A 25,810-nucleotide genomic window follows, 5' to 3' on the forward strand; every position below is an offset into this window, starting at 1 on the left:
TGTACATGAAGGATTTACGTTATCCAATAGGTCAATTTACTTACGTAGGAACTATTACAGAAGAAATAATTGATAAATGGATTCAAGAAATAGAGGATTTACCTAATGAACTAGCCAGAGCGATAAAAGATTTAGATCAGAAGCAGTTAGATACACCGTATCGCGTCGGTGGATGGACTGTTCGCCAAGTTGTTCATCATGTTGTTGATAGTCATATGAATAGCTACATACGCTTTAAATTAGCAATGACAGAAAAGAATCCAACTATTAAACCGTACAAAGAAGAAAAATGGGCAGAGCTACCTGACTCGAAATTACCAGTAGATGTTTCACTTGTAATGCTAGATTCATTACATAAAAGATGGGTTAACTTATTATATTCTTTAGAACCGGCAGATTTAGAAAAGACATTTAATCATCCTGAATCAGGAGAAACAAAACTTGCTGCTGCAATTGGACTATATGCATGGCACGGTCGTCATCATACAGCTCACATTACTTCTTTAAGAGAGCGTTTAAATTGGTAACGTTAGAGAAGGCGACAGAAATTGATGCAGAGATTATATTTCAAATGCAAGTAGAATCATTTAGTTCATTATTAGAAAAGTATAAGGACTATGAAACAAGTCCGGCAAATGAACGTATTGAAAGAACGATTTCAAGAATAAATAATCTGGACGGTGGATTTTATAAAATTTTCGTAAATACGAATCTTGTCGGCGCGATATGTATATCACGTAAAGAAGAGGCATCTAAATTTTGGATAAGCCCGATGTTTATTATTCCAAACTATCAAGGGAACGGAATTGCTCAAAAAGTATTAATTTTAATCGAGGAGATGTTTCCGGAAATAACGAATTGGGAGCTTGCTACAATTTTAGAGGAAGAACGAAATTGTTTTCTATACGAAAAGATGGGATATATAAGAGCGGAATTTAAAAAGAAATTAAATGATAAAGCAACTTTAATTTATTATACAAAAGAAAGGTAAAGCACATTTTAAATGCTTTACCTTTTTGTATTGTTTTAGATTAAATATACAAAAATAATGCATATTCTTCCAAAATATTCGGGTTAGTAATTTAGAATTCGAATAAATATACAAAAACCAACTATTTTGTCGTATATGTTACTAACGCTTTTTGAATACTTAATATGCTATCATCGCCTTTAAATTCTTTCGTAATTGGCGCGCTCAAACTAGATACCCATATTTTAAGTTCTGCATCTAAATCAAAATGCCCAGCTGTTTCAATGCTAAATTGTGTAATGCTTTTATAAGGAATAGAATGATACTCTGTTTTTTTACCTGATATCCCTTGTTTATCAACTAAAATAAGACGACGATTTGTAAATACGATTAAATCACGAATTAATTTATAAGCATGCTCAACTTTTTCATCATCTAGCATAATCTTTTCTAAATCACGTTCAACGCTTTCTGTACTCGCACTTGATGCATTTCCTAAAATACCACTAAATAAACCCATATGAAATTCCTCCTTTATAATATGTGGAATGAGTTTCTTATATTGTACCATGCGAATGACTAATAGATTATGACATTGCTTCAATAGTTTTTTGTTATTATTGCAACTAATTTATATAACCTCATCCTAAAATCTTGTGCTAACATGTAATTAAGAAAACAGAAGCAGAGGGACTGAGCATGAAGAATATCGGTTTAGTATTAGAAGGCGGCGGAATGAAAGGGTTATATACTGCAGGAGTACTCGAATATTTTATGGAAAGGGACTTATTCTTTCCGTATGTAGTCGGTGTATCCGCTGGAGCATGTATGGGAGCGACCTATTTATCACGTCAAAAAGGAAGAAATAAGAAAGTGAATACAGAGCTAGTAGGAGATCACAGGTATATATCTTATCGAAACTTAATTAGAAAACGTGAATTATTTGGAATGGATTTTTTATTTGATGAAGTACCAAACAAAATTGTACCGTTTGATTTTCAAACATTCCTAAATTCAAATGAACAGTTTGTAATCGGAACGACTGATTGTGAATCAGGACAGGCAGTTTATTATAATAAAACAGAACATGGAAATGATATTTTAAAAATTATTCGTGCATCAAGCTCTGTGCCGTTTATAGCACCTGCTGTAGAATATGATAATCGAAAATTGTTAGATGGAGGGATTATAGATCCTATTCCAGTATTAAAAGCGCAAAATGATGGTTACCAAAAGAATGTTGTTATTATGACAAAGCCGGATGGATACGAGAAGCAGCGGAATAAATTTTCTGGGCTGGCTAAAATGTTATATAGAAAATATCCGAATATCGCACAATCTTTAGTAGAACATTATCGTTTTTATAATGAGACGATAACTTATATGAATCAAATAGAACAAAAAGACAATTTTTATATCATTCAGCCTAGCGTACAGCTTCCTATAAGCGGAATAGAAAGAAATAAAGAAAAACTCGTTAATTTATATAATCTCGGCTATACAGATGCTCAATATCATTATGAAAAATTGTTAAATTGGATAGAGAAATAAAGGGGTGGAAAGTTGCTATTAGGTAAAAAGGTTATTTTTAATGAATTGCAGAAAATGCATAGTCCGCTACTTAAACCGTTTCCGAATTGTGACCTTCGAAAAATACGAAAAGATTTTAATAATATGTTTACAGAAGATGATTGCATAAGCGCTGATTTAAATTATTATTGGATGCATACAGCAGGTACTTTAAGTTACATACTTAATAACAACGAAAAGGAGATTGTGTTTGATCAAATAAAGTGGCTAAAGAAATCGTTTTTTGAATGTTTTCCGCAATATCGTTTTATAGAAACAGAAATTGTGAAGTATCCCATTTTGTATAGAGATTTCATGAATTATGAGAAGGCCCGGAAACTATTACTGTATTATCTTACTGAATAAAAATAAAAACGTACAAGTTATGCTGCTTGTGCGTTTTTTGTTCATAAAAAATACAATTTTAATACCTTGTTTATATAGGGATTCTAATACGAAGAAAGAAGTACATATAGAATGATGTAAAGGAGGGAGAGGCGTTTAGATACCGTTTTCCTTTAATCCATTATCCAATTCGAATATAGTTAGTTATTTATGATAAAATATTTCGAGTGAAATCAAGTACTTATTATATCCAGTATTAAATAAGTTAAGCCAGGAGGAACAATAGTAACATGGAAAACGTGTCAAATATAGATAAATTGGAATCAATAAAATCTTTACAATCGACAATTCGTAAACTTGAAAATGCTTTTTCACAGATGACTCAAAAGGGAGCAAATACTACCTTAGTGAAAAAAAGGCTTAAAGCCGTTTGTATAGGGCTAGCAGTGTTAGAGAACGTGTGGAATCAAGAAAGTCATCGGTATAGCCAAGAAGAGTTAGCAGAAGCTCGTAATGTCCTTGCTGGTTTGCTTCCATCAATTGAGAGAGCCTATGATAAGTCTAAGGCTGGTAGTCCTCAAAGAACACTTTTAGAAAGAAGAATAAAAGCGTTGGAACTTTCTATTCAGGCAATTGATAAACCTTCTAAATAAATAACTCATCTAAATACATAACATACTAATCCTAAATTTTATAAAAGCAATCTAGTGAAAAGAAAGAAATACAAAGGAGGCAGATGGGTGACTTCAATAATTAGCCCTAAGTTAGAGGAGCTTAATAATCAATTAAAAAAAGGAAACGAGAAAGCAATTTATACTTTTTTGCATGAAATAAAGTCAAATAATACGCCACTAATAGAACAATGTCCTGTAGAAAATCAGTATAAGCTTATAACGTATATATGGTTAGGGGATCAAAAAACTGAAAACGTCTATGTATTCGGTAGTTTTCCTGGTTGGGATTTGTCTGTAAATCAACTACAGCGGTTGTTACAGACAGATATTTGGTATGTAACGTTTAGGACGGATGAGAGTTTTATTTCAACGTACTATTTTTCAGTAAACGATTTTTTCGAAAATGATTGGATAAAGCGCAGTGAAAAGTACCAACTAGACCGATTTAATAAAAATACATTTGGAGAAGATGCCAATAAAGCGTCTGTGTTAAACATAGGAATGGAAGTACAGTATAGCAGTCGTTTTCCTTCAGATCATTATCCATCTGGAAAAATTGAAACATATTCTTTTCATAGTACGATTTTAAATGACACACGTAAAATTTATATTTATACGCCTCATGACTATTCTCACACTTCACATCTTCAAGAACTTCTCATTGTGTTTGATGGGAATTCATTCATTAATAGCCTTTCAATCGCAAGAACACTCAATTATTTAATATACGAAAAAGAAATCCCATCTTGTATTGCTGTTGCAATAGAACCCGTTGATCGACTAGAAGAGCTAACTTATAACGATAAAATGAATACATTTTTAACGGAGGAACTACTTCCATGGATTCAAGCTAGGTATCACGTATATCAAGAAAAGAATCATACAACAATTGCTGGTTTCAGTCTTGGTGGCTTAGCAGCTTTTTATGCAGCGCTTCAAAATCCACATGTTTTCGGAAACGTGTTGTCAATGTCTGGATCCGTACATTGGAAAAAGGATAGTTATGAAAATCAAATGCCTTGGATTGAAAATCAAATTTCATCTATAGATTCCAATACGAGTCAACCTCATTTTTATATAGCAGCAGGAGAACTTGAAAACAAACCTCTTTTAACGGCTAATAGACGCCTGTATAAAGCTTTAAAAGAAAAAGGATACCAAATTACTTATGAAGAGTTTCAAGGCGGTCATGACGGTGTTTGGTGGCGAGAAAAGTTATTTGATGGGTTGAAAGCATTAAAACCTACAAAAACGCTACTATAAAATATAAAAGGGAGAGATTTTATGAATCAAGAAGAACTAGATAAAAAACTAAAAAAGCAAGAGATTTTAGTAAAAGATGAGAAAGTTTGGTCCTATACGTATGAGGATCATATTAGTTCTATCGTTAAAGAAGCAGAAAAGAAAGGGTCTTTTGATAATTTACCAGGTAAAGGGAAACCTCTAAATCTAGATAAAGATCTTTCGTATAATCCTGAAAAACAACTGTATAGAACTTTAAAAAATAATCATGTTTTACCTAGGTGGATTGAGCTTTCAAAGGAAATTGATGATTTAAAAGAAAGGCTAAAAGAAACTACAAATACTGCAGAAGCAGCGGATTTAATTCGAACTATTAATAAAAAGGTTTTAGAACATAATTTACTTTGTCCACCAAGTGCGCAAAAAACGAGGGTGAAAACGGATATTTAACGATTTTCAATGAAGTTATCTTTTGCTATATAATTAAGTAAGGCATTTTCAATTCATGATTAAGGGGAGGCAAATGTAATGAAGAATACGTATCAACTTCAAATTCCGAAAGAACTAGAGCAGTATCGTAGTATTTTAGAAGAAAGTGTGAAACCGTATATTAAAGTGTCTGGAACGCAAGCAGAAACAACTCTTTTTGAAAGTAAGTTTGGTGGCTATCCGTATGTACCTATAGATCAAGAGCATCCTAAAGATTCAAATGGACAACCTATGATGTTACTTGCGCAGCTAAACTTTGAAGAAATGCCGCATGTTGAATATATGCCTCAAAAGGGTATGCTGCAGTTTTTCGTAAGTGCTGAAGATGAGCTTTACGGAGCAGATTTTGATCATCCAACAATCCAAAAAGACTTTCGAATTATTTATCATTCTACAATTATAGAAGATTTAAATAAGGTTATTACTGATTTTAGTTATTTAAACACTTCAGAATTAGAGGACTTTATCATACCTGAAGCAGCGAAATTAAAGTTTGAATTGGGTTATCAACCCGTAACATCAAGGGATTATCGATTTGAAAAGATGTTTAGTGAGGAAATTGATTGGGAAGAAATTGTTGATGGAGAAAATAATACAGAATTAGGCGAACTGTATGATGATTTATGTAAAGATCAAGGGCATAAAATTGGTGGTTATCCATTTTTCACACAGACAGATCCAAGGGAATGGGAAGAAAAATACCAGCAACATGATATATTATTGCTGCAAATCGATACAGATGATTCATTAAATATTATGTGGGGAGATTCTGGTGTTGCTAATTTCTTTATAAAGAAAGATGATTTATTAAATCTAGATTTTTCCAATGTTATTTACAATTGGGATTGTTACTAAAAATAGATAAATGGATTACTAGCTAGCAAAAGAAATCTTCCTGAAGGTGAGGAGGATTTTTTTACGTTAAAAATAAACGTTATGTTAACTAGAATGAAGAATACAATGAAAGTCAAGCGTAAATAAAAGAAATAACAACAAAAATATAAAATAATAAAACATATGTAATTAGCAATAAATCTATAAAGCAAAACATAAAATGAAATTTATCATTTGTATAGAAAAATTTATTTCGCATAAAAAAATTCCGTGCTAATCAAAATTATTTTTGACTCGTTAAACGATAATTAATCGATTAAGATTTGCTGTGATTAATTTATAGCAAAATAAACGATAAAAACTGTAGAAATTCATTTAGATAAGATTTTATGTGAATCTCATTAAAAATACCCGTTTCGTCTCATTAAGTATAGTTTACTTGGTTTTTGATACAGATAAACACTTACTCTATACAACTTCGTATAATATATATTATGTTAACTAGTAAAAAGTAATAAACTTATTATATGTTAGTTGCGGTTATTAGTCTCCCCTTTTTAATTGGGTTCATAATGTGTTGTAGATTGTGTGGTTATTTGTTTTTTTAAGTTATTTATGTTGTGTTATTGATAAGAATGTTTCCGTGTATAATTTATATTTTAGTTAATAAAAAACGCAATTCATTTAAAGTGAACGAATTGCGTTGATATGATTAAGAATAAGTTTTTAAAATTAGTTTGCTACAGCAATTGCTTCGATTTCGATTAATAATTTATTGTTAATCAATTTGTTAACTTCTACAGCTGAACTTGCTGGTGGATTGTTTGTGTTGATGTATTGATCTCGAATATCTCTAACAATGGCCATTTGAGAAATGTCCGTCAAGAAAAATGTTAATTTTACTACATCATTAAAATTTAAGTCTGAAGTTTTTAATGCGATTTTAATATTTTCAAATACTTGTCGTGTTTGTGTAGCTAAATCATCAATTCCAACTATTTGACCGTCAGTATTAATTGCTACTTGTCCTGATATGTAAATGGTTCGTTTAGCATTACTAACTTCGACTACATGTGAGTATCCAAAAGTTGCTGGCATTGTTTCTGGATTGATAAATTTCTTTTGCATGGCTCTTCTCTCCTTTTAATATCTTATTTTCTTTATATTAGGTTTTAATTTTGGATTATCCTCTATTTACTAATTATTGTCTATACATCATTCAGCTGCTACATATGCAAAAGGATATTAGTCACTTTAATTTAAAGTTTTTAATAGATTATGTACGTTTGTTTTTTTGAGCGCTTGTTATAATTACGCCTTTTTGTATTAATTCTTCAGTTACTTTTATATAGAAAAAGTGATACCACCAAATAAAAAATTCTTCGTAAGTTATTTCTTTTGAGTATCTGCTGCTTGCAAAGTATTCTTTTAAAGGCTTCTCATTTTCTTTACATAATAAAATCAAATCTTCACTGATCGTGTTCGCGATTTCGTTAAGTATAGATAAATCTACGGCTGTAAACACTGGGATAACAGGTTGTGAATTTTTATATAAGCCTAATTTTTCGTATAATACATTTGAATTTAAGTCTACTTGTCTATCTACTGCTACAAAATTTTCAACTAATTGCTTTTTCGTATAATTAATATCGATAATAGCATAGTGAAAATATGCTTCAAACGTTTCTTCATTCGCAGTTATTAAATTCAAAGTTGTATATCGAGTGTTTCCATAAAGACCAATTTGATATTCCCCTAAATCTAAATACGTATTAACATACATTCCAAAGGACTCTTTGTCTGTTTGTTCTTGTTCTAGAATCGCATAATAATATCTTTTATTGTTTCTCAAAGGCCGTTCTGTTTCTAAATAGTTTTCTTCAATGTTAATTATTTGTCCAAAATCTAATAACACACCACTATATAGTAAAAGACTATACGATTCTTTAGATAAATGATTAAATGTCTCGATTCTTTTAGACATAGCATCAATTTGATTAGAATATTTTTCAATTATGTTAAGTGTAGGTTTAATTAGAGGCTCACATAGGTTATACAGCTTTTCTCCTTCATTAGCTGTTATAACCATACATGTTGGATAGTAACTCCCTTCTGTCTTATTCAATAAACCTTCTAGTTCTAATGCGTGCATTTGTTTTTCGAATTCCTCGCTAGTCCAATTTAGCTTCGTTTTTATAGTATTTGATTCTATGCCCAGATGGAGCATTACAAGTAAATATTGAAGGTTTGTTCTGCTTATTTTTAAAGTTGGATAATTGTCAACTTATGAAATCATTTTTGTCTCATAAGTTGTTTTAAGTATTTTCTCCGAAGTATAATTAGCAAGCATTTTAAAATCCCTTCTTTTTTAGTAATTTAATTGTAAAATCTATGTATTTACTATGTTCTATAAATAAAAATAAGTATCCTTTAATGATTTCAAATAAAAAACCTTAGTATAGCTATGTTAATACCTATACTAAGGTTATCTAGAATTCTATATTTAGTTATTGCTTTTTAATAGTTTATATTTAGACTTCTTTTTTCTTTCTTCAAGCATTTATAGACTCTCCTTCCTGTGGATAATTAGTTACCTATCTGCTTCTATAACATATAAAGAAACATACGGTCTTTGTTGTTTATAAGAAAGAATTTACTTAAACAAAACAATTCACAAATACATAATATTAGTTTTAGCTGCTGCTAAATGAATTCTATTTTATATATATAAATAATAAATTTGAAGAATTTATGAAATGTACTGCATTAAAGATGAAAGGTAAAATGGTATAGTTTACACTAATAACAGCTAGAATAACAACATACGTATATTGTTAAACGTAAAAAGGAGAACTAATGAAAAAGAAATATATAAATCAAATTCATACTGATGTAAGTTTTAAACCAAAAGATATTATCGGTTTAATGACTGATTACTTTAAAATGAAAACAAAGCTACGTCCTATACAAGACTTATCTATCGTTTTACCGAATAAAGATAATGGGTCTTTAGAGAGTGTTACATGGTTTGGTCACTCTGCTTCTCTTTTGAAAATAGAAGGTAAAAAGCTGTTGTTAGATCCTATGTTTGGCGATGCCTCTTCCCCGTTCCCTGTTTTTAATAGTAAACGTTATAGTGGTGCTTTTTCTTTAGAACGTGAAGATTTCAAGGAAATTGATGCGATTATCATTTCTCATAATCACTATGACCATTTAAATTACAAGAGTATTATGCAGTTAAAAGATCGCGCAAAGCACTTTTATGTTCCAGCGGGAGTTGCGCAATATCTTATTAAATGGGGTATTTCACCTAGTAAAATTAGTGAGCATAATTGGTGGGATGAAATTACGTTTGATAATATTAAGTTAGTTTGTGCACCTGCAAGGCATTTCTCTGGACGAAGTATGACAGATAGAGATTGTTCGTTATGGTGTTCATGGCTTATTCTTGGTCAAGAAACTAAAGTCTTCTTTAGTGGTGATAGTGGTTATGCGCCTCACTTTAAGGAAATTGGTGAGAAATATGGTCCATTCGATCTTACTTTAATGGAATGCGGACAGTACGATACGAGATGGTCTGCTATTCATATGTTGCCAGAAGAAACAGTACAAGCTCATATTGACGTTAAAGGAGAATTGCTCGTTCCTATTCATTGGGGTGCTTTTACGTTAGCATTACATGAATGGAGTGATCCTATTGAACGTGTTACGAAAGAAGCAAATCGTTTAGGGGTTAATATTGCAACGCCACAAATCGGTGAAGCTATTACGTTACAATCTAAAGATTATCCTACGGCTGCTTGGTGGCGAGAAGTGTAAGTATAATAAAAAGCGAACCAATTTAATATTGATGGTTCGCTTTTTATTCATTTATGACTCATCTATTAAAATTCTTTGTTTTATCTACTGGAATTGCATTTTTCATCTTTTCTGTTGTCCAATATCCTGTAGGGTCTTCCATATCGTTTGAATCTTGAATAACAGATGGGATATTGGGAGCTTTTTTCACTTGAGTAAGAGTATCTTTTTCGCTAGAGGCTGCCAATGCTAAGTAAATAATTAAAGGTATTATAATAGTAATACTAGTTATATATATCCAAAATAATTGATTTCCTTTTTTCATGAGCTCCTCCTTCTATTACATACTAATCTCCCCTAATTACTACTTTACTATGCTGGTCTGCTTAGCTAATTCTTTATTCTTATACTCTATTAATTTATGATTTGATAAAACGCAAGAGTGCTCTAATATTAATTCATTATAAAGTACTTCAGTTAAAAATTTAGGTATCATCTCTCCTACGCCGTAATTATAGTCACTTAGAATCCAAGATACCTCTTTCCAATCTAGAATTCCTTCTGAGAATTTTTTTGGAGTGTGATATGTAAATTCATTAAGTAGCTCTACTAAATAGACATACATGCCACCAAAATATGAGGAATCCTCCCATTTAATAATGCCTTTAAATTGAATTTGATTTTGTTCAACATCTATATTTGTTTCTTCTTTTATTTCACGAATTGCATTTTCAAACGGTGTTTCTCCTTTTTCTATCTTCCCTCCTACACCATTCCATAATCCTTTTACAGGATCATATTCTCTATTTAGCATAAGTATTTCTTCATTTCTTTTTATAAAACATAAAGTGTGCTTGTACATAATTTAATTCTTTCCTTTGTTCTCAATAAGTTCTAACAGGTGATATTAAATATACTGCTGCAGATTGTTCACCTGCTTCAATTAATATCGGTCTCATGGAACCGCCAAAACTTAAAGTAACTCTATCTTCTTTTATTGCTTTTAAAGTATCGACCATATACCGTCCATCAAAAGATATATTTAATTGCTTTTCACCGTGAATAGCATCTAGTTGTTGTGTCTCGGATATTTTACCAATTTGAGAAGCGTTGGAAGAGATTTGTATTGTGAATTCGTCGATGATTTCTAAGTTAACGTTGTTGTTTGCCCATTCACTAGCTAATAAACTTGAACGATCTACACCTTGTAAAATCTTTTTTCTATCTATATTAATAACCGTTTGGGATTCATTTGGAATTAGGCCGGATATATTAGGATATTTTCCTTCAATAAGTCTTGAATACAACGTAATTGTACCGAATTTAAAAATAATGTGACTTTCTGAAAGATATATGTATACTAAATTTGAATTACTGTTCATTAATTTTAGTAGTTCACTAATAGTGGAACTTGGTACAATGCAATTTAATTTCGCATGTGAAGAAATGGGTATTTTACGTAAAGCCAGTCTGTGCGAATCAGTAGCAGCACAAATTAATTTGTTATGATCAATAACGAAATGTACGCCAGTAAGAACTGGTCTAGATTCATTTTTAGCAGTTGCAAAGACAGTTTGTTTAAAGACTTCAATTAATTGTTCCGTCTCTACTTGTATTTCTGTATGTGCGTCTAAAAATGGTACATTAGGAAATTCATTTGCCGAGAGTCCATTTAAGTTTAAAGTAATTTCATCAGATTGAATTGTAATCAACTGCTCATTCATGCTTTTTATTAAAATATCACTTGGCATTTTCTTAATAATTTCAATGAAATATTTTGCTGGTACAACAATACTCCCTGCTTTTAAAATAGTTGTAATTTGTTCGTCTTCAATTGAAATGGGTATAAATTTTTCAATGAAAATATTCGAATTACTTGCGATTAAAGTAATTCCAGATTGATCTGCTGTTATCTTTATTCCGGATAATATAGGAATTAAAGTTTTTGTTGAGATAGCTTTACTTACTTCTGAAAGAGCTTGTGTAAATTGTTTGTGATTAACGATAAACTCCATTTTTCCCCCGCCTTAAATGAAATACTATCTTTATGAAGATTGATGAATAATAGTTCCATTAAAAATATAAGGAACTGTTTCTTTCTTTTGTAAAAGGCTTTTTAAGTGTTCTGGTATACGTAAATAAGGTTCTGCTGAATCTAATTCCATCCAGGTAATCTCCTCAATCTCTTTTGGCCGTGATATACAGATTTCCCCTCCGATTATTTCTCCTAAAAAATTAAAGAAGATTGCATGATGTCCTCTCTCCTCAAAAAAGGCTTCACTAATGGAACAAACCCCTTTTACGGATATGTCTAGCCCTGTTTCTTCTTTCACTTCACGAATTGCTGCCTCTTCTAACGTTTCCCCGAATTTAACTGCTCCACCTGGTAAAGTGTAATAAGAACCATTTTCCCCTTTGTTTTTAACCATTAATAGCTTTTCATGAGTTTCATCATATAGAAGTGCGTATGTAACATTTACTTTTTTCATATGTAACCCCCTTGAATGGTGAAAATTTTCTGTCTTTATTTTATTCTATCATTAAATTGTTTTGATTCATAAAAAGTAATTTGAGTAAATAACTAATACGAAACGATATCGTGTTCATAGACACACAAAAGAAAAGAGCATATTTTGAAAAAGATTAATCATAATACACTCTTTAATGATTCATTTATAACCTTTTTTCTAAATAGTAATGATTATGCCCTTTAGGATGATCTTCACTTACCCCTATCACTTTATACCCATGCTTCTTATAAAAATTAGGGGCTTGGAAACTAAAAGTATCTAATTTGATTAGCCTACATTCTTTTTTTATTGCAAATTCTTCAATAAGATTCATTAAATTGCTTCCATAACCTTCATGCCTGTATTCTTCAGAAACCCATAGGAAGTCAACATATACATGATGCCAGAATGTTATTGCTGTTATCCCTCCTACTATTTCTTCTTTTGCATTTTTTACTATAAAACTAACCGTTTCTGAAGGTGTTTTTTCTTCATTTGAAAGTTGCTTTTGGTTATATTCAATTACTTTTCTCTTATGTAATCACTATCTTCTTGTACCCATTGCTTTACTATTTTCATTTTAACTAGCACGCTCTTTTATGTTATTTATTCAATTTAATAATCGGAATTTCCTATCTTCTTTAATGTTAGTTATGTAGTAAGTACAGGGACAAAATTAGATTCTTTGAATGGCATCCATTGTTTATACATTATGCTGTAATGAAAAAGAGCCCTAGCATAAGGACTCTTTCTTAGCATTAAGCTATTTTTCGATTTAACTGTTTTATTTCCTTCTTCTTTTCTGCATTTGGAGGGCGGATTACTATAGAGATAACGAAAGATATAACACATAGAACACCGATTGTAATGAAGGTTGGTTGAAATCCGCCAAGTAGTGCTCCAATGAATGATCCTGCAAGTGCACCAAATCCGAAACCTTGGTAAACAATCCCGTAGTTTGTACTATGGTTTTTTAATCCGAAGAAGTCTCCCACAATTGCTGGGAATATGGTGATATTACCACCAAAGCAAAAGGCGACACTTGCTACACAAGCAAAATAAATCCCGTAATTTAGTGGAATAAAACTTAAAGTGAAGACGGATAATCCAATAATAATAAATGTAGCCGAGACGATTTTTAATCGGCCTATTTTATCTGATAACGTTCCAAGAATAATTCTACCTATTGTATTAAAGATTGCGATCATTGCGACGGCATTTGCGGCAGTCGCTGCACTAAGACCAACGAGCTGCACCCCGATGTCTTTTACCATACCGATTAAATACAGTCCGCCCATACATGATGTGAATAACATGAAAAATAAGAGATATACTTGTTTCGTTTTCATCATTTCACGCGGCGTATAATCATTGTGTAATGTTTCAGTTGCAGTGTTACTTACAATTGCTTCACGTAAGAAGAATGATCCTATCAACACTAATAGTAAGACGATAATACCCCAGTATAAAAATGCTTGTGATACTCCAAGACTGTTGATAAGATTTCCGTTTATATATCTAAAGATTAAGCTTCCCATTCCATATGCCGAAACAGATATACCAGAAATAAGTCCTTTACGGTTTGGAAACCATTTAATTAAATTAGATAGTGATGTAATATATGCTGTTCCATCAGCGTATCCAACGACAACACCGGCTAATAAATAAAGTAATGGTAATGAGGAAACTTGTGAACTAAGTATTAAACCGAGTCCTAAAACAATTCCTGCAGTAGCGATAAGTTTACGAAGTCCAAATTTTTGTTGTAGCTTTCCTGCAAATAGAGTTGAGAATGATAAAGAAAAACTCGTAATTGAGAACGTAATCGCGACTGAATTGAGGTTCCATCCAAACTTACTTACAAGGGGTTGATTAAATAAACTCCATGTGTAAATTGTTCCTAGGCCAATTTGAACAATGATTGTACCTAGAACAATTAGCAATGGATTTATAGATGTTTGTTTCATGCTAACTGTCCCCTTCTTTTATCATGACATGAATTTTCACAGTTAGTATATCCATGATAAATTGCAAGATACTGTACGGAAAATGGAAATTGAGTTAGCTTACACAAAAAAGACACTTCATCAAGAAGTGCCTTTTTGTAGGTTATATACAGCATTTAAAGAAAGCTTTGTTAAGATAAGACATTTTCGAATGCTTATGTATATATGTTATCAAATAATTCGCTGAAAGTGATGAGACTTAAGACGTATTTTTCTTTCATAAATAAGTCGGAGAGAAAATTAATATTCAATTTCCTCAAAGTCTTTCGGCTGCGGTACAGTTTGCATATTAGCTGCATCTTTCGGATCGCTATAAATCGCGTTTTGTTCTGTGTTTACATCCTTTATATTTTGCTTTTTATTTTTATTCACTTCATTTTTCATTAAAGTTCACTCCTTTTTATTATAGGAGTAGTTATACCCTAACCACAGTATTTTTACTGCTACTAAATGTATCAGCGACTAAATTGCTAAATTCACGTAAATAATATAAATAATTATCCCCACCATAGTTGTATCTTTTATTGTACATTTTAGCAACGACGACATTATATTCTGGAATGACTAATATCGTTGGTCCTGTAATTCCTAATATTTGATAGGAACCTTTAGGAACTCGCTCACCAAGTTCGCTAAATAAAGCAGGTTCATTTTGAACGAACCAAAACAACCCGTTTTGAGGTAGTTCTTTATTTGTATACTCTGGACTTTGTAAGCTCGTAGCAAATGCTATAACTTCTTTTGGCACAATTTGTTTACCATTTAAAAACCCTTTATTTAAATGAAGGTTACCCCAAAATGCAAATTCTCTCGCAGAGACAAAAAGATTTTTCTCGGAGCCGTCATCTACTGCACCAACACTATTTATTGCATCTTCATCTGGGTTTACAACAACCTTAACTAAATTATCATCTTGTTTTATTCTCCATCCAGTTTCCTTGAAGTCAGCAGGTATGAATACACGCTCCTTTAATAGTTCAGGAAAACTTTTGTTATACAAGTGATAAATAAGCTGCGTCACCATTCTTACATTAATATCTCTGTACGCCCAAGCTTGTCCTGGCTCAAATTCACGAAATGCTGTCCCATCATCGGTTTCATTTAAACCGTGTGAATGAGTTACTAAATGTCTTATCGTTGTCTTTCCAAGTAATGAAGGATCATATTCTTTAAAATAATTTACAGCCTCGTCATCAAGAGATTTTATTTTCCCCTCATAAACTGCATAAGCTACCATTAATCCTAAATAGCTTTTTCTTGCGGAAGCGACATTGAATTGTGAAGATATAGTTACTTTTTTACTAGTAGGAATATTTGAATGCGTTCCACTATAATGCTCTAGCACAATCTTATTATCTTTCATAATACAAAGTGCTGCCGTAGAACTTTGATTTGTCTCTTTAATGTTTTCTACCCATGAAATTAATTTTTTATATTTGTACAAATAAATATCCCCCTAAAACATATAAAAATAACAGCATGAAAGAAAAGTTTCAATACATTATAACTTTGCATCTGCACTTTTCTTTCATGTGAAATATTATTGATCTATAGTACTTAAATAATCCACCAGTTCCAGCAATTAGAACAGCTGAAACAACCAACACAGCCTACACAACCTACGCAACCGCCGCAACGTCCGCCGCCACAACCACCACAGCGACCACCACAACCGCCACAACGTCCGCCGCCACCGCATCCGCCACAACGACGTGCATCGTCTTGAATGTAGTAATATGGATATTGATTTTGTTGCTGATCCCAATACACAACATTACCAGGTTGATAAGCATTAAGGTTTAACGCTTGTAGTTCTTGTTGAAACTCATTCATTATGAAACCCTCCATTTACAAATGTAAATTCCGTCCAAATTTTCGAGTTTATTTACTTTTAAAAATAAAGTAGAAATAAGGCTATAGACTAAATGCGTACATCAACAAAATATGACTTTACACTAGGTGATGTACCTTGTTTATGAGCCTATTTTCTTTATATTCTTTTAGTGGACGGAATTAATATAAATAGAGACAATTAAAAGTTGCTAATCCAGCAAGTTAATAGTTCATCACTTAATTTTCTTTCTAGTAATTCTTTTACTGAAGGTGTCGGCATTATTGTATAGGAATTTATATTTTCTTTATTAAAATCAATCCAGTGAAATGCTAAATGGGACTCTTTAAATATTGGAGTGAAATCGGATCTTAACTCATTTGAATCTATTTCAAAAATGTGGTTAATTTCATGGTGGAGGGTTTCTTTGGCTTGCCATTGATTTTCTATGACGCCTAAAAATTGTTTTATACTGCAAGTTACTCCAAGTTCTTCTCGTAACTCTCTTATTAGTGCATTCTCTGCTGATTCCCCAATTTCAACATGGCCACCGGGTAAAAAATAGTGATGGCCTATGTATTCAGCGACTAGTAGTTTTTCATCTTTTATCATGATAGCTCGTACAATATGATGGAATTTACTTTTCATTTTGTATTCCTCCTAATCATTCACTTTATACTTGCTCGAAAATTTTCATTTAAAAGCGGGATAATATAAATCATAGGTGTTTCATATGGGTGAATTTCATTGATAATTGCAAGAGTACCTTTTACAAGTTCTCGTTTATACGTTAATTAAAACTAATAATTTTGATAAATGATTCTAAAAAAGAGTATGTTTATGAAGAAAATTATCAAAACATACTCTTAATATTTTTAGTTGATTCATTCTTTTACAATAAGGTTTGATTAGCCCTATTCTTTGCGGCCTCAAAATCGAATCCGTAGCTAAAGTATGCAATCACTACTATTCCCTAAGCAAATCTATTCTCTACTTCAAATTTACCTGCCTGTACAAATTTTAGACTCTTAACGAACCACGAAAGCCTCTTGCGGCATAGTAAGATTCTGCCCCATTGTGATACACAAAGACGTGTCCAAAGCGATAATCGCAAAAAAGGGCACCGCCAAGTTCTCTAATATCAGAAGGTGTTTCCACCCAACTCGACGTCTTCATATCGAAATTTTCAAGATTATGTAATGTACGATATTCTTCTTCCGTTAATAGTTCAATACCCATGGCAGTTGCCATATCAATAGCGTTATTTTCTGGTTTATGTTTCTTTCTTGATTCTAGCGCTTCAAGATCGTAACAAACACTTCTACGACCTTTAGGACTTTCTGCTGAACAATCATAAAAAATATATTCGCCTTTTTCTTTATCAAAATCAACAACATCAGGTTCGCCACCAGTTCGTTCCATTTCGTTGAGCGACCACAACTTTTCAGTATTAGCATCCAGCCTTTCTTGAACATTAGCCCATTCTAAACCTTTATGACGGTTCATATTATTCTCAAAACGATCTTTCAATGTTTGTAGTAATTCTTCACGTTGCTCTAGTGACAACTCTTTTTTATTGCTTTCTTTCATATTAGTTCCTCCATTGATGTTTTTATTAATGATAGTTTAAGTATATATAAATACTGTTTTATAATAAAATGTTTAAATAATTGCGTGAATTGAGTTTGCGATAATTTATATGAATTAGTACAACCAATTCTCCGCGATATGACCCTTTAACGGAACAACTTATTGTTTCAAAACAGTATATCTTTATTTCAATAACAATAAGCGATATACTTCCTCACCGTCATATACATTTCCTAATGGTTTAAAATCATAACATTCATATAGTTTCTTTGCAGAAATATTATCTTTATGGACAGTTAATCTAATTTCCTCACACTCTTTAAAGTTATTTTTTATTAAGTTAATGATTTCCTGTAATGCTGCTTTTCCATATCCTTTTCCTTGCTCTTTTTCATCAATGATAAATCCGTTAATCCAATACATATCTGTTGACTCTCGCACAAAAGCATGCATAATAAAACCAACTATAAGGTCACCATCATATATAGCGAATGGAATATATTCGACATTTTCACCATCTGGTTTTATGTATACTTTAGCAAGTGATACTGCCACTGCCGGAACAAAGTGTATTTGGTTTTCTTTAACTTGTAACTTTAATGCGTCTTCCCAATTTTCTCTCGTAACAATTTTTAATTGGACGTTCACTATTTTAAGCTCCTTTAAAAAGAGAATTTATCTTTTATATTCAACGGAGTGAAATGATTCCCTTTTTCGACATCAACTTATAACATGATTTTCATAAAATCCTGAATAAATTTTTCCTCATCTAATTGTAACGCTATACGCGCCCCTTCAGATTTAGAGTGTGGACGAAAATCAGCAAAAGTTTGTCCCTTCGTTTCGCCACATATATCCACAGTCACTTTTCGGGATGTATAATTTAAAAATGTAGGATTCACTAAACCGCTTATAGCAAGTACATCGTGTAATAATGGCCCTTCAATATATGGATTGAGTTTTTGGTATGCTGATAAATAATAATCGTACAGGGGTTTCATAATCGGCTTAAATGGATTTTGTGTATTAACTAAAATATAAGTAAATACACTTGGGGTTAAAACCGTTTTATTTGTTACATTTAAAGGGAATAACGTTATATTTTTCGCTTGCTGAAATACAATTTGACTTGCTATCGGATCTCCGTACACGTTTGCCTCTGCTAATGGAGTAACATTCCCTGCTTCTAAAAAGACACCACCCATAAAATAAATTCCTTTTATATTTAACATCAATTCGTTCCATAAATTAAAAGCAATCGCTAACGAGGTAGATCTTCCTACATCGACAATTGTTAAATCTTCTCCATACTTTACAAGAATCGCAGCAATACTACCAAAATTGTATATAGGAATAGATAACACACTTTCCGGTACATGGATGGGCCCTAATCCTTCTGGTCCATGGATTTCAGGGTAATACGTTGTAATTTCATTTGTAAGTGGGCCTGTTGCACCGCTAATTACAGGAATATCTTGTCTGTTTGCTAACTGTAAAATATATGCGGCATTATGAGCGGCATGTATATGTTCAACATTTCCATATCCAGTTACGATACCAACGATTTCAATTTCAGGATGCAGTAAGCCATACATAATTGCAAACGAATCATCAATACCTGGGTCTCCAAAAAATAAAACCTTCTCCAAGAAATGCACTCCTTTCATAGGTAAGATAATTATGTATATGTGGAAATAATTTAAATCTATACAGTTCTAAGCAAATATTAATGGTGAGTAATGTATTGATAAAAAAGAACTAGCATTATGCTAGTTCTTTTGCAGATAAATAATCTACCAGTTTAATTAAATCTCGTACAAATATTGGACTAGCTGATTTTAATATAGATTTTTTTCACTATATTTATAGAATGGAAAGCCTGTTATTAATCCGAAATTTTGCATTTAAATTGCAAATACTCGCAGGGATGTCTTACCATACTTTTTCACTCTCAATTTGCTTATAATTATCTTTATTAAATGTTAAATGAGCAATCACAACTCCAAGTATAGTAATTCCCCCTCCAATTATCGAAACAAAGGTTGGCACCTCACCTAACCATATCCAAGCGATAATACATGCAGTTACTGGTGTTAAATATAGAGAACTTGTTGCCTCAGAAGCACTGGCATGGGATGTAATATATGCTAATGCAATATACGGCAGTACTGTCGGGAACACACCTAAATATATAACACTCAAAGTAACTTCTATAGGAGCTGCTACAATTTCTTCATAAATCCCTGGCAAAAAAATAAGCATAAATACAGTACCAGACCAAATTGTATATATTGTAAATGGCAAGAAACCGTACTTTTTTAAGTATGGCCTTTGAAAAACGAAAAATAGACTTTCTGAAATTGCCGCCAATAAAATTAGTAATCCCCCACTATTCAATTGAATGGAATCTCCTTGACTTAACGATAAAAAAGCAATTCCTACAAAACTAATTACACCACCGATCCAACCATTTAATTTCATTTTTTCATTCAAAAAAACAGAAGCAAGAATTGCCGTTAATATAGGTGTTACTGATACAATTAAACTAGCAGGTCCAGCATTCACACTCTTTTCACCGTAGTTCAGTGCAATATGATAAATTGTAAATCCAAGAGCACCAAATATAAAAATCACTGGAATATCTTTCAAATCAGGTAAACGTAATTTGTATATAAGTGAAAACAGAAAAAGAATCAAAGAAGCGATTAATAATCGTAGCAAAGTAAGGTGTTCAGGGGTGTAAGCTTCAAGCCCCATCCGAATTCCTGGAAAAGCTGTTCCCCATATAAGAATCGTAAAAGCGTGAGCACATACAATACGAAAATCCCATTTTTTATTATGCATATTTTCTCTCCCTCTCCAATAAACCAGCCATTTTCTAATTACCAATTATTTCTTTTCATCATATTTAATAGTTGATACAATGTCTTCAACCAGTTAATCCTCGAAAAAACCAACCACTTTGCATTTTTAAAATGAATGAGGGAGTTTTTAATATGTCTACTGATAAAAAACTGCCTAAATATCGGCAGATAATAGACTATATGAAAGAAAAAATTGAATACGGAGAATGGCCGATTGGAAGTAAGGTTCCTAGCCAGCGGCAGTTAGCGAAATTATTTCATGTAAATCGTAGTACTGTAATAACCGCACTAGAAGAACTTATGGCAGATGGCTTAATTCAAGGGAAAATCGGGTCAGGAACAATTGTAACGAATAATACATGGTCATTATTAGCCACCAATCCCCCGCCCGATTGGAGTGAATATGTAAAGGCTGGTATTCATAAACCAAGCAAGTTAATGGTACGGGAAATAAATGAAGCAGAAGCAAATAAAAAATTGATTCATCTTAGTAAAGGAGAACTTGCACCTCATCTTTTCCCGTTAGAAACTATGCAATTCATTATGCGTAACGTATGTGAGGAACTAGATTATTTCGGATATGAAGAACAAAAAGGATATCTCCCTTTACGTGAAGCAATAAGTAATTATGTAAAATCATTTGGAATAAATACATCACCAAGCTCTATATTAATAGTCTCTGGTGCATTACAGGCATTACAATTAATATCAATCGGTCTTTTACATAGAGAGTCAACTGTTTTACTTGAACGACCTTCTTACTTATATTCTCTTCACGTATTTCAATCGGCTAATATTCACCTTTCTGGAATACAGATGGATCAACATGGAATTATCCCTAATGATTTGTTAAGAAAAATTAATTATAGTCAAAAGAAAAATATTTTATATTCGATTCCTTGTTTTCAAAATCCGACGGGTGTATTAATGTCCAAGGATCGACGAAAAGAAATACTAAGAATATGCGAAAAAGAACAATTGCCTATCATTGAAGATGATATTTACCGTGAGTTATGGATGAACTACCGCCCCCTCCTTTAAAGTCGATGGATAAATATGGACATGTTTTATATATCGGTAGTCTATCTAAAACACTTAGCCCAGGACTTAGGATTGGTTGGATTATCGGACCAGAGCCTGTTATTGAGAGATTATCAGACATAAAAATGCAAACTGACTATGGGTCAAGTTCTTTATCTCAAAGAGTTGCTGCAGAATGGTTAAGTAAAGGGGTTTATGAGGATCACGTAGCGAATGTAAGGATTCACCTAAAAAAACGAAGACAAATAATGATACAAGCCTTAAATATGTACTGTGCTGACATTACTACATGGGATATTCCTAGTGGTGGATTTTTTATATGGCTAAGGGTAGTGCCTAACATTTCGATGAAAAAACTATTTTCAGAGGCTCAATCAAAGGGAGTTCTTTTTAACCCGGGACGTATTTATGAGGAAGAATCAGATCAGTTTATACGTTTATCTTATGGGTATTCTTCCCCTGAACAAATTACTCAAGGTATTATTATATTAAGTAATTTGATTCGTAAGTTAATGGCATAATAAAAAAATCCTCTTTTTATAAAGAGGATTTTTTGTGTGCCTTTTTTACCATAATCTCATTTCCTGTCCTAATAAAATAAGTTCTTTATAGGGATCACCGTCAATGTTTAATACTTGAGCAAAAGCCGGTTCTGTTTTTAACCCTTGTTCTTTTAATTCAATTACTTCTTCTCTAATGTGTGGGTGCTGCATTAATAGCATGTGCTCCACTATCATATGTTTATATGCATTTTGGTTACGTACTGGCCGCGGTTGAGCAAATAATTCAAATTCAAAACCTTCAAATTGAAAATTCACCTTTATTGTTAAGATATTTTTAATGATTTTCTTTTTCATTTCAAATCCTTCGTATGAGCCATACAATGATCTAATTTCCTGTTCAAAAAAATCATAATTATGTACTTCCATTACAATGTCTAAGTCAGAATGAAGGGTATCAACTCTAATAGGGATTGTCCCGCAAAGTACAGGGCTATATAAAGCTAAATCCTCCATTATGTTTAGTTTATTAATAACTTCGTAAACTTTTTGTTGCTTATCATTCCCAGATTGTAAATATGTAATAGATGTAAACATAGAAGTCTCTCCTTCATTTAACGTAATACTCGTCTCACTAAATTTGAGAAAAAATTTAATCATTCCATTTTGTTCTAGGAGTACCTTTATTTCAATATATTAAGGCAAACTAACTATATTGTTCAACTTTTCTCCTATACTGCAATACTATAAAAATAAAAAAGGAGGAACTTTTATGAGCATTTTCAACATTCTTTTGACCATACACATATTATTTGGAACCATATGTTTAATTACTGGTATTGTAGCGATGGTTGCTCAAAAAAAGAAAGGAAAACATACGGAATGGGGCGAAATATACCATGCGTCCTATATTGTCATAACCCTTACTGCAATTATATTGTCTATTTTAAACTGGGATAAAATCGCATATTTATTTTATGTAGCAATTATCTCCTATTCATTTGCGATTTACGGATATCTCGCAAGAAAAAAACGATGGAGAAATTGGTTGCAACACCATATTAGAGGTATGTTAGGCTCTTATATTGGTGCAGTTACCGCACTTTTAGTAAACATTGGTATGTATATCCCTATTTTAAATCTACTTCCACCAATATGGTTTTGGTTCTTACCTACTATAATCGGTATTCCTCTCGTAGCCAGTGTATCAAAAAAATATAAAAAAGAAAGGAAAAATTAATTACATTTTGATTACTTTCTGACAAAACTTATGAAAAATAATAATCAATATTGTATTATATCAAGTTTGGCGTATAGAACTAAAAAAGAATCCAATATGTTTATTGGATTCTTTTTTGTTTATTACTCCCTTAAGAATAATACTTTTTAATTATGACTTTTCAAATCTAATACTGAATGTAAACGATCCGGATAATTAGTAAACATCCCGTCGATGCCCCAAGAAAGTAACTTTTTCATATCTTTTTCATTATTTACTGTAAATGGATGAACTTCTAATCCATAATTCTTTATTTTTTTTACGTAGGCTGCATCAATATATTTATAATTCATACCAAGACCTATGCAGTATGTTTTATACTTTTCTATTTCTGAGTCTGTTAATTGAACTGCTTTTTTATATGATAATAATTGTACTAACGGTATATTATCATTTAAACTGTGAATCTTTCGCAGACTTTCTTCACTAAATGATTGAATAATAACTTTATCATTTATTTGGTAGTGATTAATAATTTCTAATAGTTTTTCCTCCATTCCAGGATATTCATCTGGTGATTTTGTTTCGATATAATAATTAGCATTATGTCCAAACGTTTCAATAATCTCTTCTAATATTGGAACTTTAGTATCTTCAAATTCTTTCTTTGCTAAATTTGGATACTTTTTATTGAAAAAAGAACCTGCATTCAGTTGTTTTATTTCATCTAATGTATGATCTTTTACAAAACCAGTACCGTTTGTTGTGCGGTTTAATGTTTCATCATGCATAGCTACTAAATGTCCGTCTTTTGTCATTTGGAGATCTATTTCTATATAGTCACCTTTTAATTGCTGTCCTAATTGATACGCTTCTAATGTATGTTCCGGTGCATATGCAGAAGCCCCTCTATGCGCAATATTTTTAATATGATTTGATTGATTAATAGCTTTTGTATATTTTTGTTCATTTACTTGCTGAAAAACAAAGATGCTTATTACTGTGAAGAAACAAATGATTGTAATTATAGATGTTTTTTTCATAACGGTATGTTAACTCCTATATTTAAAACAATTTGACTTGGATGATTTACTCAAATAAATGCCGATTTTCAAAAACAGTCATTTGTCCTACAACTTGAAAGCCGGATTTTTTATAAATATTTATTCCATCAGGTGAAGCTTGTAATACACAATACGTATTTTTTAATTGTTTTGCTTCTTGCAGCAGGAAATTAAACATAGTAGAGCCAAAACCTTTTCCTCTCATTTCTTCTTTAGTCGCTATATCATAAATACCGACACTATCTTTCGTACATACTAAAGAGCCAACAGATACTACCTCACCTTTATAAAGACCTAAGTATAGTTTCATGTTATCGCTATTCCATAAATTTAAAGAAGAAATTTGATTATAGTATGCTTGTACATTTTTACCTTCCTCTGATGTACCAAATAGATTAGCTAACGTTTCTCCAAACTTTTTGATTTGTCCTGAAGAAGATGCTTTTTGTATCGTAAAACCTACTGGCATGTTTATTCTTGGATGAATTGTTTTTAATTCTGCTACCATCGCGATATTCTTTTCAGCTTCTTTTAAACCAAGTTTGATTAATTCGCTTTTTATAGTCTGCTCTTGCTTATCATCCCAAAACCAAACACTCATTGGAAATTTCTTTTGATTATAGTATTCTACCTCCTTATATAATTTCTCGATTCCTTCCGTTACATTACTATTTAGTAGTGTGATAATATTAAATGTATCTGCAGGTAATCCGCAGTCGACAGTAATGTAATCCTTCGTTTCTTTTACATCCATTCCATTTACCTGCCGCGTAATATATGAGGTTTTATATGTAAAATTGTCTATTAGTAACTGTTTATAATTCATTCATTTTGCTCCTTTCATAAAAATTCGTATTCGAATCCTTCAGTATTAAATATATCATATAAGAAATGTACCTATTTCTATAAAAATATCTCTATAAATCACTCTTTGCGCCCTAAAAGAATTAAAAATGATATAACGTTGTCGGAATGAAAAAAGTGGTATATAATAAATATTAACATTACTAGTAATTATTTTAGGTATTCCTAGAATAAAGGAGCGATACATATGAAAATTACTATTTATTTCGGAAGTCATGAGGATCAAGATGTTCGTACTATGGACTGTCATTTAGATGTAGAAGATACAGAAGAGATTGTTTCTGTATCATAATATAAATAGTTGGGATGAACCCTCTTCCCTACAGCGTTTAAGGCACCTTTTACAGGTGTCTTTTTTGTTGTTTTTTCATCAAAAACCCTTTACTTTAGAGCGTTTTAA

29 protein-coding genes and 2 pseudogenes are annotated in these 25,810 nt (G+C 31.8%); 11 read left to right on the forward strand and 20 right to left on the reverse strand.

What is annotated here, in order from left to right; all coding sequences use genetic code 11:
- The first annotated feature begins 5 nt into the window (after positions 1 to 5).
- Together QCI77_RS13150 and QCI77_RS13155 are read left to right on the forward strand one after the other, a co-directional pair.
- The gene (locus QCI77_RS13150) at positions 6 to 527 is read left to right on the forward strand and encodes a YfiT family bacillithiol transferase (RefSeq protein ID WP_002085329.1); all 522 of its coding nucleotides are present in this window, start codon (positions 6 to 8) and stop codon (positions 525 to 527) included.
- Positions 467 to 991: a GNAT family N-acetyltransferase gene (locus QCI77_RS13155; RefSeq protein ID WP_002141933.1), complete on the forward strand. Its 525-nt coding sequence runs from the start codon at positions 467 to 469 to the stop codon at positions 989 to 991. Before QCI77_RS13150 ends, QCI77_RS13155 begins: the two co-directional genes overlap by 61 nt.
- 121 nt (positions 992 to 1,112) lie before the next feature.
- Here the strand turns inward: QCI77_RS13155 and QCI77_RS13160 are convergent, their stop codons facing one another.
- Positions 1,113 to 1,490, reverse strand: a complete 378-nt coding sequence (locus tag QCI77_RS13160) for a PH domain-containing protein (protein ID WP_002141936.1) — start codon at positions 1,488 to 1,490, stop codon at positions 1,113 to 1,115.
- A 179-nt stretch (positions 1,491 to 1,669) separates the two neighbouring features.
- On the opposite strand from QCI77_RS13160, the gene QCI77_RS13165 reads away from it, so the two are divergent.
- The 6 genes from QCI77_RS13165 to QCI77_RS13190 all read left to right on the forward strand — a co-directional run bounded on the left by QCI77_RS13165 (position 1,670) and on the right by QCI77_RS13190 (position 6,144).
- Positions 1,670 to 2,521 (forward strand): patatin-like phospholipase family protein, encoded by an 852-nt coding sequence (locus tag QCI77_RS13165; protein ID WP_353825015.1) that lies wholly within the window; start codon positions 1,670 to 1,672, stop codon positions 2,519 to 2,521.
- Between the two features lie 12 nt (positions 2,522 to 2,533).
- Positions 2,534 to 2,905 carry a YxiJ-like family protein gene (locus tag QCI77_RS13170; protein ID WP_044441648.1) on the forward strand — a complete coding sequence of 124 codons (372 nt, stop codon included), beginning with the start codon at positions 2,534 to 2,536 and terminating at the stop codon, positions 2,903 to 2,905.
- 269 nt (positions 2,906 to 3,174) lie between these two features.
- Positions 3,175 to 3,537: a hypothetical protein gene (locus QCI77_RS13175; protein WP_353825016.1), complete on the forward strand. Its 363-nt coding sequence runs from the start codon at positions 3,175 to 3,177 to the stop codon at positions 3,535 to 3,537.
- Positions 3,538 to 3,624: 87 nt separating this feature from the next.
- Positions 3,625 to 4,821, forward strand: coding sequence for an alpha/beta hydrolase-fold protein (locus QCI77_RS13180; protein WP_353825018.1), 1,197 nt, complete (start codon positions 3,625 to 3,627; stop codon positions 4,819 to 4,821).
- A 21-nt stretch (positions 4,822 to 4,842) separates the two neighbouring features.
- Positions 4,843 to 5,250 carry a DnaJ family domain-containing protein gene (locus QCI77_RS13185; RefSeq protein WP_002085321.1) on the forward strand — a complete coding sequence of 136 codons (408 nt, stop codon included), beginning with the start codon at positions 4,843 to 4,845 and terminating at the stop codon, positions 5,248 to 5,250.
- Positions 5,251 to 5,328: 78 nt separating this feature from the next.
- Positions 5,329 to 6,144 (forward strand): YwqG family protein, encoded by an 816-nt coding sequence (locus QCI77_RS13190; protein WP_353825019.1) that lies wholly within the window; start codon positions 5,329 to 5,331, stop codon positions 6,142 to 6,144.
- Positions 6,145 to 6,855: 711 nt separating this feature from the next.
- On the opposite strand, the gene QCI77_RS13195 is transcribed toward QCI77_RS13190, so the two are convergent.
- Positions 6,856 to 7,251: a RidA family protein gene (locus tag QCI77_RS13195; protein ID WP_113769500.1), complete on the reverse strand. Its 396-nt coding sequence runs from the start codon at positions 7,249 to 7,251 to the stop codon at positions 6,856 to 6,858.
- Between the two features lie 148 nt (positions 7,252 to 7,399).
- Positions 7,400 to 8,383 carry a hypothetical protein gene (locus QCI77_RS13200; protein ID WP_483298994.1) on the reverse strand — a complete coding sequence of 328 codons (984 nt, stop codon included), beginning with the start codon at positions 8,381 to 8,383 and terminating at the stop codon, positions 7,400 to 7,402.
- Positions 8,384 to 8,979: 596 nt separating this feature from the next.
- On the opposite strand from QCI77_RS13200, the gene QCI77_RS13205 reads away from it, so the two are divergent.
- Entirely contained in the window at positions 8,980 to 9,942 is a 963-nt protein-coding gene (locus QCI77_RS13205) for an MBL fold metallo-hydrolase (RefSeq protein ID WP_113769501.1), read from the forward strand.
- Between the two features lie 58 nt (positions 9,943 to 10,000).
- Here the strand turns inward: QCI77_RS13205 and QCI77_RS13210 are convergent, their stop codons facing one another.
- From QCI77_RS13210 to QCI77_RS13275, 14 genes and pseudogenes are all read right to left on the reverse strand, one after another.
- A complete protein-coding gene (locus QCI77_RS13210) occupies positions 10,001 to 10,246 on the reverse strand; it encodes a hypothetical protein (RefSeq protein WP_201065676.1) in 246 nt (81 codons plus the stop codon).
- Positions 10,247 to 10,285: 39 nt separating this feature from the next.
- Positions 10,286 to 10,783 (reverse strand): NUDIX hydrolase, encoded by a 498-nt coding sequence (locus QCI77_RS13215; RefSeq protein WP_353825021.1) that lies wholly within the window; start codon positions 10,781 to 10,783, stop codon positions 10,286 to 10,288.
- A 22-nt stretch (positions 10,784 to 10,805) separates the two neighbouring features.
- Positions 10,806 to 11,936 carry a DNA polymerase III subunit beta gene (gene dnaN / locus QCI77_RS13220; protein ID WP_353825022.1) on the reverse strand — a complete coding sequence of 377 codons (1,131 nt, stop codon included), beginning with the start codon at positions 11,934 to 11,936 and terminating at the stop codon, positions 10,806 to 10,808.
- A gap of 30 nt (positions 11,937 to 11,966) precedes the next feature.
- Complete coding sequence (locus QCI77_RS13225) at positions 11,967 to 12,410, reverse strand: NUDIX hydrolase (RefSeq protein WP_016101906.1); 444 nt, start codon at positions 12,408 to 12,410, stop codon at positions 11,967 to 11,969.
- A gap of 184 nt (positions 12,411 to 12,594) precedes the next feature.
- Positions 12,595 to 13,010, reverse strand: a pseudogene (locus QCI77_RS13230) (GNAT family N-acetyltransferase).
- A 179-nt stretch (positions 13,011 to 13,189) separates the two neighbouring features.
- Positions 13,190 to 14,398: an L-lactate MFS transporter gene (locus tag QCI77_RS13235; RefSeq protein ID WP_002013226.1), complete on the reverse strand. Its 1,209-nt coding sequence runs from the start codon at positions 14,396 to 14,398 to the stop codon at positions 13,190 to 13,192.
- Positions 14,399 to 14,677: 279 nt separating this feature from the next.
- Entirely contained in the window at positions 14,678 to 14,821 is a 144-nt protein-coding gene (locus QCI77_RS13240) for a hypothetical protein (protein WP_002013225.1), read from the reverse strand.
- A gap of 31 nt (positions 14,822 to 14,852) precedes the next feature.
- Positions 14,853 to 15,881, reverse strand: a complete 1,029-nt coding sequence (locus QCI77_RS13245) for a serine hydrolase domain-containing protein (RefSeq protein ID WP_353825023.1) — start codon at positions 15,879 to 15,881, stop codon at positions 14,853 to 14,855.
- A 113-nt stretch (positions 15,882 to 15,994) separates the two neighbouring features.
- Positions 15,995 to 16,270, reverse strand: a complete 276-nt coding sequence (locus tag QCI77_RS13250) for a heterocycloanthracin/sonorensin family bacteriocin (RefSeq protein WP_002032388.1) — start codon at positions 16,268 to 16,270, stop codon at positions 15,995 to 15,997.
- A gap of 199 nt (positions 16,271 to 16,469) precedes the next feature.
- Positions 16,470 to 16,916, reverse strand: a complete 447-nt coding sequence (locus tag QCI77_RS13255; protein WP_113769505.1) for an NUDIX domain-containing protein — start codon at positions 16,914 to 16,916, stop codon at positions 16,470 to 16,472.
- Positions 16,917 to 17,288: 372 nt separating this feature from the next.
- Positions 17,289 to 17,858 (reverse strand): DUF4256 domain-containing protein, encoded by a 570-nt coding sequence (locus QCI77_RS13260; RefSeq protein WP_012261004.1) that lies wholly within the window; start codon positions 17,856 to 17,858, stop codon positions 17,289 to 17,291.
- 183 nt (positions 17,859 to 18,041) lie between these two features.
- The gene (locus QCI77_RS13265) at positions 18,042 to 18,506 is read right to left on the reverse strand and encodes a GNAT family N-acetyltransferase (RefSeq protein ID WP_002032392.1); all 465 of its coding nucleotides are present in this window, start codon (positions 18,504 to 18,506) and stop codon (positions 18,042 to 18,044) included.
- A gap of 77 nt (positions 18,507 to 18,583) precedes the next feature.
- Positions 18,584 to 19,507, reverse strand: coding sequence for a nucleoside hydrolase (locus tag QCI77_RS13270; protein ID WP_215601105.1), 924 nt, complete (start codon positions 19,505 to 19,507; stop codon positions 18,584 to 18,586).
- A 283-nt stretch (positions 19,508 to 19,790) separates the two neighbouring features.
- Entirely contained in the window at positions 19,791 to 20,702 is a 912-nt protein-coding gene (locus QCI77_RS13275) for a DMT family transporter (RefSeq protein WP_061690150.1), read from the reverse strand.
- Between the two features lie 152 nt (positions 20,703 to 20,854).
- On the opposite strand from QCI77_RS13275, the pseudogene pdxR reads away from it, so the two are divergent.
- Positions 20,855 to 22,284 (forward strand): annotated as a pseudogene (pdxR, locus tag QCI77_RS13280) (MocR-like pyridoxine biosynthesis transcription factor PdxR).
- 45 nt (positions 22,285 to 22,329) lie between these two features.
- On the opposite strand, the gene QCI77_RS13285 reads toward pdxR, so the two are convergent.
- Positions 22,330 to 22,860: a DUF4269 domain-containing protein gene (locus QCI77_RS13285; protein ID WP_078176607.1), complete on the reverse strand. Its 531-nt coding sequence runs from the start codon at positions 22,858 to 22,860 to the stop codon at positions 22,330 to 22,332.
- A 175-nt stretch (positions 22,861 to 23,035) separates the two neighbouring features.
- Between QCI77_RS13285 and QCI77_RS13290 the strand changes: the two genes are divergently transcribed.
- On the forward strand, positions 23,036 to 23,503 hold the full coding sequence (locus tag QCI77_RS13290) for a DUF2306 domain-containing protein (protein WP_113769506.1): 468 nt from the start codon (positions 23,036 to 23,038) through the stop codon (positions 23,501 to 23,503).
- 146 nt (positions 23,504 to 23,649) lie between these two features.
- On the opposite strand, the gene QCI77_RS13295 is transcribed toward QCI77_RS13290, so the two are convergent.
- A complete protein-coding gene (locus tag QCI77_RS13295) occupies positions 23,650 to 24,525 on the reverse strand; it encodes a glycerophosphodiester phosphodiesterase (protein WP_353825024.1) in 876 nt (291 codons plus the stop codon).
- 46 nt (positions 24,526 to 24,571) lie between these two features.
- Complete coding sequence (locus tag QCI77_RS13300; protein WP_113769508.1) at positions 24,572 to 25,372, reverse strand: GNAT family N-acetyltransferase; 801 nt, start codon at positions 25,370 to 25,372, stop codon at positions 24,572 to 24,574.
- Between the last annotated feature and the right edge of the window lie 438 nt (positions 25,373 to 25,810).

Origin of the sequence: Bacillus cereus group sp. MG9, from assembly GCF_040459995.1 — a bacterium.
Taxonomy (GTDB): Bacteria; Bacillota; Bacilli; order Bacillales; family Bacillaceae_G; genus Bacillus_A; species Bacillus_A mycoides.